A 7,997-nucleotide genomic window follows, 5' to 3' on the forward strand; every position below is an offset into this window, starting at 1 on the left:
GGCAACCCGAAAGGCGTGGCGCACCGCCAGATCCTTGTTGTACTGATACAAGTGCGGGCGCAGTTCGTTGGCTTCAAGCGAATTGAATTCGGCCAGCCATGAGGGAATGTGCTCAGCCACTTCAGGCTGGGCTGCACAGTAGATTTCGGTGCGATTACAGGTAGACAGAATCGTGGCTTCCTGCACCCTGGCGCCAAACGCCGAGCGCAAGCCGTCAAGCGCAGGGCGCAGCAGCTGTTCGGGCATGGAAACCCGTTCACGCACTGACACCGGCGCCGAATGATGATTCAAACCGAAGGTAAGAACGTCAAGTGACATGGCCGTAATATCTTGAATTTTCTTTTATGATCTGGTATTAGGTGATTATAGACCTTCCGGCGGCTCTTTTTAAATATTTCTGCCACGAAGCCTGCAAAATATATACACAAGCCAAAAACTAGTGTATTATTTCGTTCTTTGTTGGCCAGGTAGCTCAGTCGGTAGAGCAGAGGATTGAAAATCCTTGTGTCGGCAGTTCGATTCTGCCCCAGGCCACCATCAAGATCAAGCACTTACGCCAGCCGTTATCGGTTGGCGTTTTTGTTTTGGCTGGCGTTTATGGCTTGCGGTTTTTTTAATTCGCGGTTTTGGCCGGAAAATTGCTGCAAAGTCTATTGGCGTACCCACTTGCCTGGCTCCTGCTTGCCGCCCTGGATAATTAAAACTTATTACAATTCAGGAAACAGCGCCAGGATTGTGATCTAATAACTTAACAACAAACAACGCAAAAAATTATCGAATATAAATCATAGCGTTAGTCTATTATTATGTGGCGCATAGCAAGACTGCCACGCAACATTTTGCAAGCGACACAGAACATCAACGTCACTCCTTATTTGGGCACAGCGATACAGAAAAGCCCCCTCGCAGCCTCGCGCTCGGTAGACGCGACGGATAAACTGCGATCCAGGCTACATTTAAATAGCCGATCAGCCACATAAGATTATGATTCTGGGCAAATAGATATTCATTTACGATTTTCTGAATGTAATCTACCCGCAAATACGGGCCTGTGCCGAAAATATGGGAAGATAGACTGTTACCTGCTGCGCCAATAAAAAATTAAATTGACTCTGCCTGCCCTCTCATGAACTCTTCATTACAACAAGCCTTTATAAAAAAGGCGGCCACGCTGATCAGTGAAGCCGACGGGTTGCTTGTTACTGCCGGTGCCGGTATGGGCGTGGATTCGGGACTGCCCGATTTTCGGGGCGCCGAAGGCTTCTGGCGACATTATCCGGCACTGCGCGCCTCGGGTATCTGTTTCGAGGACATCGCCTCTCCCATTTATTTTCCCGAACACCCTGAGCTTGCCTGGGGATTTTATGGACATCGCCTGGCCCTGTATCGGGACACAACGCCTCACGCGGGATTTCAGATCCTGCAGCAGATTGCATCACAAATGCCAAATAATGCATTTGTGTTTACCAGCAATGTCGACGGCCAATTCCAGAAAGCAGGCTTTGCACAGGAGCAGATCGTTGAATGCCACGGTTCAATTCACTATTTGCAATGCATAGACGTTTGCGAACAGGATATCTGGCCAGCTGACGACTTTGAACCGCAAGTAGATATGCAACGATGTATGTTGCTGAATCCGCCGCCACGCTGCCCGCACTGCGGCTCGCTGGCGCGACCAAACATCATGATGTTTAACGACTGGCATTGGGTCGATACCCGCAGCCGCCAGCAACATCAGTATCTGCAGGCATGGCTGAAAAAAACCAGGCGCCCCATCATTATCGAATTGGGAGCGGGCACCGCCGTTGCCACCGTGCGCTACTTTGGCGAACGCCAGAAGGCGCCAATAGTTCGCATCAACGTTCACGAAGCCACGATCGGCAAAGGGGCAAAAAACGTATCGCTGGCCATGGGCGCGCAACAAGGGCTAAGCCAAATCCAAAGCGCTTTGGACGACATGGGTTATTTCTGCAAAACACAACTCTGATTTGTCTTCAGCCCATTGCTACGTCGACATTCAGGCTATCAATACGCGCCGCCCCCTCTTGGCTTTTGCGCGTGACTTGCCCCGCAACCTGAGTTACATTCATTGTTGATATGCCTTTGAACCGACCTGTCCTGCGTCCGTCTTGCGCCATCACTGGAGGCCAATGCCATGCCATTTTCATATCGACCGTTATATCGCTTTAATGTCAGACAGAGGCCATTGCTGCTGCTTGCCGGTTTGGCTGCTGCCACGTTCAACGCTACCGCCCAAGCAAAGCCGCTGCTGACACTGGCCGCTGCGAACTTCGCCTTCAAGGATACGTCCGGTGAAGTCAGAGACCAGACTGCCGAACATGCCCGGCGTTTACAAGCACTGAACGAGGCGGTTCGCCATGGATTGGCGCAAAACAGAAAAATAAAAACAGTGCTACTGACCTGTCAAAATGACAAATGCAATGCAGCGGAACCGGGTCTTGAAGCACTGGCAGCCGACGCAAAAAAGGCCGGCGCAAGCCATCTTCTTTTTGGCGAGGTGCACAAGATGAGTACGCTAGTGGGCTGGATCAAATTTGCCATGGTAGATCTGAACCAAAACGCCCCTGTGTGCGAGCGCACGCTATCTTATCGCGGCGATAATGATCAGGCCTGGCAGCATGCGGCAAAATTTGCAGTACGTGATATTGAGAGCAACTGTATTGACCAGCAATCGTAGGTGCGCCATTGAGCATGCCCCGCGTCAGAACTACTTGATTGATCGCTGAAAATCCTTGACCTGGATATTATTATCCAGCGAGGCATCAACCGCGATATCAAAGACGACACGGTCAGCCCGATGCCAGGCAGTGAACCACTCCAGTGGCAACCCATGCTGATCGTAATAAGACGCCTGCAATTGCAGCAGCGCATCGCTTTTTTTCACTTTAAGATAATTGGCCAGCATCTTGTCGCTGGGAACCGTCTGAATCTGATTGCGGCCCTGTTGTGGCTCACGGTTAAAGCGCTTCAACAACTGCTGGTGCAGCGATCTATCGATCAAGTCTTCGCTGCTCAGGGAGGCAAACTCTTTTGGCAGCCAGGTCTTCACATACGAAATAGGCTCATCATCAATATAGCGCACGCGCTCCAGCAGCAGGCCTTCAATGTCGCCATAGAACGCCGCAACCTCTGCCGGAAAGGCGGCCTCTTCCAGCCGGATCACCGACGTCTGCAGGCGCGTTCCCTCGCGTTCCAGCTGCGCGTGCAGGCTGAGCGAGTTTTGCAGGTTGCGTCGGTGTTTAGTGCGAGGGGCAACCACGGAAGAGCGGCCAGCCTGCTTCAGAATATATCCATCGTCGACCAGCAGTGCGAGGGCCTGGCGCACGACACTGCGCGCCACATTGAAGTGTCCGCACAGCGCACTTTCACTTGGAATCGGACTGCCCGGCGGCAGCCGATTTTCAGAGATGGCGGTTTTCAGGCTGTCGGCAACCTGCCTGTACAACGCCTCTTTACCTTTGTTTTTTACATCTATTTTTTTCAGATAAAGCACGATATCCCCGCAAAAATTAAACTATACCCCTTCCGACTTTGAAGCTGCTTCCCATACCGAAGACCAGCCAAGGGAAAGACTGGCTGCACGTTCGGCTGCCAGAATCAGGCTTTCTTCACGCGCAATGTTCTGACCGGCAATATCAAACGCTGTTCCGTGATCCACAGAGACGCGCACAACCGGCAAGCCAACTGTGATATTGACACCGTCATCGCCATATACCGCCTTAAATGGCGCATGACCCTGATCGTGATAGCACGCGACCAGAAATTTCCATTTACCTCGCACGGCCTGCGGCCAGAGCGCATCTGCCGGAATTGGCCCGACGGCATTGATACCCGCCGCTTTAGCCCGTTCGATGGCTGGCGTTAATATAGCACTGTCTTCCGTGCCGAAGATATTGTTCTCACCAGCATGCGGATTCAGGCCAGAGACGGCAATCGGCTCGTCCTGACGGTTAAGGGCTTTGGAAAACGCGTGAACCAGTTGCAAAATGTCGTCCATGCGCTTGGGGTTCACATCGTCAATGGCCTGACGCAACGACACATGTGTCGTTGCATGAAACACATACAGATCGCCGGCGGACAGCACCAGAGAGTAGTTTTTGACACCGAATTCATGAGCCAGCAGTTCGGTATGGCCGGGCCACTTATGACCACCCAGGTGCATGGCGGCTTTGTTCAACGGCGCGGTAACGATGCCGTCAACTTCACCCTTGCGGGCCAGGTCACAGGCTTTCATGACAAACAGCGCAGAGCCGGCGCCGGCACGTGCATCCAGCTTGCCCAGTTCAACGTCTTCAAGAGACGGTCCGACCTGGATGATCTCGATGGTGCCCGCTTCGTTGGTCGCTTGCCCCGGTGCCGAAATTTCCCGCACCTTGCTCACATCACCGTTCAGATTCAACACCGCCTTGCGCAGTGCGGCCACGTCCCCGATGACGACAAACCGGGCAATATCGCGCAGGTCAGGATGGTTCAACAGCATTTTGGCTGTAATTTCAGGACCAATGCCGGCGACGTCGCCAACGGTTACCGCCAACATGGGCAATTTTTTCGTACTCATTTGAATTTCCTTTCCGTCAGGGTTTCTGCAGCCTGAATCAAAACATTTTCCGAACCAAAGCCACCGGCCTTGGTCACAATCGGCATGCCGGCATATTCGCCGCCAATCAGCGTGCCCAAAGGAACACCTCCAGACACTTCATCTATCAGGCGGATACCGGTTGCCTGTAAGGCCGACATCACCTGCTCGGCACCGTCGCCGCCGGTAGCGATCAGGCCGCGAACCTTGCCGGTACGCACAATCGCCAGCGCCAATTGACCAAGACGACGAGCAACCATAGCAGAGGTCAACCCAGGTACTTGGCGGGCCGGTGCCAGCAGCACCAGCATCCGGCCGGCACCGTCGCTACCGGCGACGCGCGCAAGCATTTGCCGCTGCCATGACTGCCACAGGACATCATCGCCCAGTACCTGCGGCTCGGGAGTCAGTACCATCGCACCCTGCTCTTGCAGCGCCGTTACCTGCGCGCGCGTTGCGCTATGCTGCGAAGTCACCACGGCCAGCACGATCTCGCCTGACACAGGGTCACTGGCCCACGCGGCAGCCATCGCCATCGCCAGTCCACCAGCGCCTACCGGCAACGCACGCTCGCCAAGCCTCACAATGGCCTGTGCCAGCCGTTTCAGATCAGCATCCGTACGGGCATCCACAACCACGATCGGTCCGCAACTGCCTATTTTCTGTGCAAGCGTGGCTGGCGTATCGTCCTGCGTCGGGCTGACCAGATTGCAGTCGAGCATCACCGACACGGAACTTTCCGTGACGGGAGTGACCGGATCGGTCCCCGCAGAGGTTTCAGTTACTGGGGTACCATTTACCAGCAACACGCCATTTTCCAGTGTCCTGCCGGTGGCAGGATAGGCCGGGCATACCACGGCGATTGCATTCTCGTGCCATTGCTGGCGCGCCGCTTCGATTTCTGCTGCGAATGCGCCACGCAAGGTGGAATCCACCTTCTTGAATACATGACGAACGTCATGCCTGCGAAAGGTCTGCATTTCGCGGGCAACCGCCTGGGCTGCCGCCTGCGGCCCCATGGCACGGCTGTTGCTGTTGACAGAAACCACTTGCGCCTGCATATCGCCCAACGCAAAAGCCTCTTCGGAACCACCAACATACAACTGTGTTTCCCAGCCACAGCGAACGAACTGCACGGCCGAATCTCCGGCGCCGGTCAGATCATCCGCAATGATTGCTATCTGTGGCTTCATAGCTTCACAGGTTCCCCGGCAGTCGCATCAACGCCTGAGATATCGTCATCTACCGGCTTTAATTCACCGGATTTTTTCAGGAAATAAGAAGCCAGCAAGGGTGCCATGATCGAGCTGATCAGCACGCATGCCGCAACCTGTGCAGTTGCTGTCTCCACATAAACCTGAAAGCGCGGATCGGCAGCAGCCACAATGGCCGGTGTCGCAATGGCATTGCCAGCGGTCGTGCCGGCAGCAAAGCCGATACCGCTTTTACCACCACGCCGCAGGATGAATTTGTACCCCATATAAGCCAGGAAACCGGTAATGGGACTGATCAGAAAGCCAAGGATAATGCCGGTCGTGCCGCCACTGACGATCGCCGACAGATTGATGCCGGTACCCAGCGCAAATGCAAAAAACGGAATCACGATATTAGGAACGGGATCCAGAACCTTGCGCCATTGCACATCCAGATTACCAACCAGCACGCCCAGCAGGAAAGGCACCAGCGCAGCGACAAGCGCGATTAACGGAATATCGCCCAGACCCGAGGCGCCCAGAAACAGCAGACTGAAAAACGGCCCGTCGTTCACAGCGCTGGCCACGTAGGCGCCCCGGTCCCGGGCATCGCCATACTGGCCGGTAAAAGCCAGCCACAGACCACCGTTACTGTTGTCGAATGCCGCCAGCAGCGCCAGAATGGAAATCCCCCACACGCCGTCAATACCAACGAAGCTGCCCAGCAACACAATCAAGCTGGCCGGAATAATCGTTTTACAAAAAAGAAGGGTGCCCGCCGTTGCCAGGATCGGGCCGCCAGTACGCATATTGACCTGCGTACCGGTAGCGAAAATCAATAAGGCAATCAGTGGCAGGGCACTATTTTTAAACAGCGCTGTGGTGAAACTGCCAATTCCAAGGGCTTCGGGGGCGAATGTCCCCAATATCGAGCCCAGAATCAGGGGAATAAGCATCAATCCACCAGGGATTTTCTGCATGGTTTGGAACATGGGAAATATTGAACGCTCTTGTGTCATCATCCGACCCAGCCTTTTTTGGTCACAGGGGAGTATTAAAGAAAATGAATGGTCTGGTGCATGGCTTTATGATCGTGCTTCTTATCTTTGCCATGGCTCTGTACGTACAACCTGTACGTACAGGTGCGATTATTGTCTTTTCAAACCGGATTGTCAAACCGATGCGGTTTTCCGGCGGAATTTTTTCCGTATTCAGATTACCGTTTTTTTGCTTAATACAAGTGAAATAGTCTGCAAGGTGCGAACCGTGACCACGACTGGCCGGGCCGCCATTGCCTGAAGATCGCCTCTGAACCAAACCAAGGATCGAATCATGGCGTGGCCCGGATTGGGTCAGGCGCAAGCACGCGCTCAGGCGTCAATATCGAGCAGTCGAAGCTTCTTGGACAGGACTTTACACGCATCCATGAGCGGTTCAATGTAGGCTTTGCGACGATCGGCAGCAATGCGAAACAGGGGAATACTGATGCTGATACATGCTACCGGACGGGCATGCTGGTCCAGGATGGCGCAACCGTAACAAAAAATATCGCGCTCGTTCTCTTCCCGATCTTCTGAAAACCCCTGTTGTTCAATATCACTGATTTCCTGATACAGCGCCTGGGCGCCAGGCAATGTATTGTCCGTGAATTTTTCAAATGTGATCGCGCTGACAAGCCGGCGCCTGTGCGTATCATCCCTGAGCGCAGCAAGATACGCCTTGCCGACTGAACTTGAATAGAAGGTGACCTGGCTGCCCAGCCGCGAATTCATGCGCACCGCCTGCGGGCTTTCGAGTTTGTCGATGTAGGTCATCGCACCATTGACCGGTACGGCCAGATGAACGGTTTCACTAGTCTGATCGCGCAGCGCCATCAACTGCTCCCGGCAAACCTTGCGAAGATCGGAGCTCTCCAGTGCCTGGCTGGCCAGGCTGATCAGGCGCGGTCCCAGACCAAACTGCTGCCCGCCTTTATTGATGATCAGGCCTTCGGCCAGCAGGGCGTCCACGATCCGGTATAGGGTTGGCTTGGGATAACCCACCGAGACGCTCAGATCCTGGATCGTGGCGCCCGGTCCGGTGTTGCCTGCGATGGCATCCAGTACACGCATGAATTTGGAGAAGGAAGCGGTGCCAGCCACCGGCTGACCAGCCTTGTCCTGCGAGGGAGTCGTTATTGTCATGATGAAGATTCAAGTTACCATATA

General features: G+C 54.2%; 7 protein-coding genes, 1 tRNA gene and 1 pseudogene. 3 read left to right on the forward strand and 6 right to left on the reverse strand.

Annotation, left to right across the window (positions count from 1 at the left end):
* Positions 1-318: pseudogene (locus INT32_RS21625) on the reverse strand (glutamyl-tRNA reductase); the annotation flags it as partial.
* 143 nt (positions 319-461) lie between these two features.
* On the opposite strand from INT32_RS21625, the gene INT32_RS21630 reads away from it, so the two are divergent.
* The 3 genes from INT32_RS21630 to INT32_RS21640 all read left to right on the forward strand — a co-directional run bounded on the left by INT32_RS21630 (position 462) and on the right by INT32_RS21640 (position 2,698).
* Positions 462-537: transfer RNA gene (locus INT32_RS21630), tRNA-Phe, on the forward strand.
* A gap of 589 nt (positions 538-1,126) precedes the next feature.
* Positions 1,127-1,987, forward strand: a complete 861-nt coding sequence (locus INT32_RS21635) for a Sir2 family NAD-dependent protein deacetylase (RefSeq protein ID WP_193090756.1) — start codon at positions 1,127-1,129, stop codon at positions 1,985-1,987.
* A 168-nt stretch (positions 1,988-2,155) separates the two neighbouring features.
* Positions 2,156-2,698, forward strand: coding sequence for a DUF2380 domain-containing protein (locus INT32_RS21640; RefSeq protein WP_193090757.1), 543 nt, complete (start codon positions 2,156-2,158; stop codon positions 2,696-2,698).
* Between the two features lie 30 nt (positions 2,699-2,728).
* On the opposite strand, the gene INT32_RS21645 is transcribed toward INT32_RS21640, so the two are convergent.
* The 5 genes from INT32_RS21645 to INT32_RS21665 all read right to left on the reverse strand — a co-directional run bounded on the left by INT32_RS21645 (position 2,729) and on the right by INT32_RS21665 (position 7,973).
* Positions 2,729-3,514 carry a GntR family transcriptional regulator gene (locus INT32_RS21645; protein ID WP_193090758.1) on the reverse strand — a complete coding sequence of 262 codons (786 nt, stop codon included), beginning with the start codon at positions 3,512-3,514 and terminating at the stop codon, positions 2,729-2,731.
* 21 nt (positions 3,515-3,535) lie between these two features.
* Positions 3,536-4,579 (reverse strand): 4-hydroxythreonine-4-phosphate dehydrogenase PdxA, encoded by a 1,044-nt coding sequence (gene pdxA, locus INT32_RS21650; protein WP_193090759.1) that lies wholly within the window; start codon positions 4,577-4,579, stop codon positions 3,536-3,538.
* A complete protein-coding gene (locus INT32_RS21655) occupies positions 4,576-5,790 on the reverse strand; it encodes a four-carbon acid sugar kinase family protein (RefSeq protein ID WP_193090760.1) in 1,215 nt (404 codons plus the stop codon). The genes pdxA and INT32_RS21655 overlap by 4 nt, the downstream gene beginning before the upstream one ends.
* On the reverse strand, positions 5,787-6,809 hold the full coding sequence (locus INT32_RS21660) for a 2-keto-3-deoxygluconate permease (RefSeq protein WP_193090762.1): 1,023 nt from the start codon (positions 6,807-6,809) through the stop codon (positions 5,787-5,789). Before INT32_RS21660 ends, INT32_RS21655 begins: the two co-directional genes overlap by 4 nt.
* 351 nt (positions 6,810-7,160) lie before the next feature.
* Entirely contained in the window at positions 7,161-7,973 is an 813-nt protein-coding gene (locus INT32_RS21665; RefSeq protein WP_193090761.1) for an IclR family transcriptional regulator, read from the reverse strand.
* Between the last annotated feature and the right edge of the window lie 24 nt (positions 7,974-7,997).

The sequence above is a fragment of the Advenella sp. FME57 genome, assembly GCF_014897675.1.
Classification (GTDB): domain Bacteria; phylum Pseudomonadota; class Gammaproteobacteria; order Burkholderiales; family Burkholderiaceae_B; genus Advenella.

What these genes read in the sequence shown, in the direction of transcription:
- INT32_RS21655 (WP_193090760.1), bottom strand. Translation starts at nt 5,790, where the DNA reads ATGAAGCCACAGATAGCAATCATTGCGGATGATCTGACCGGCGCCGGA.
- INT32_RS21660 (WP_193090762.1), bottom strand. Translation starts at nt 6,809, where the DNA reads ATGACACAAGAGCGTTCAATATTTCCCATGTTCCAAACCATGCAGAAA.
- INT32_RS21635 (WP_193090756.1), top strand. Translation starts at nt 1,127, where the DNA reads ATGAACTCTTCATTACAACAAGCCTTTATAAAAAAGGCGGCCACGCTG.
- INT32_RS21665 (WP_193090761.1), bottom strand. Translation starts at nt 7,973, where the DNA reads ATGACAATAACGACTCCCTCGCAGGACAAGGCTGGTCAGCCGGTGGCT.
- pdxA (WP_193090759.1), bottom strand. Translation starts at nt 4,579, where the DNA reads ATGAGTACGAAAAAATTGCCCATGTTGGCGGTAACCGTTGGCGACGTC.
- INT32_RS21640 (WP_193090757.1), top strand. Translation starts at nt 2,156, where the DNA reads ATGCCATTTTCATATCGACCGTTATATCGCTTTAATGTCAGACAGAGG.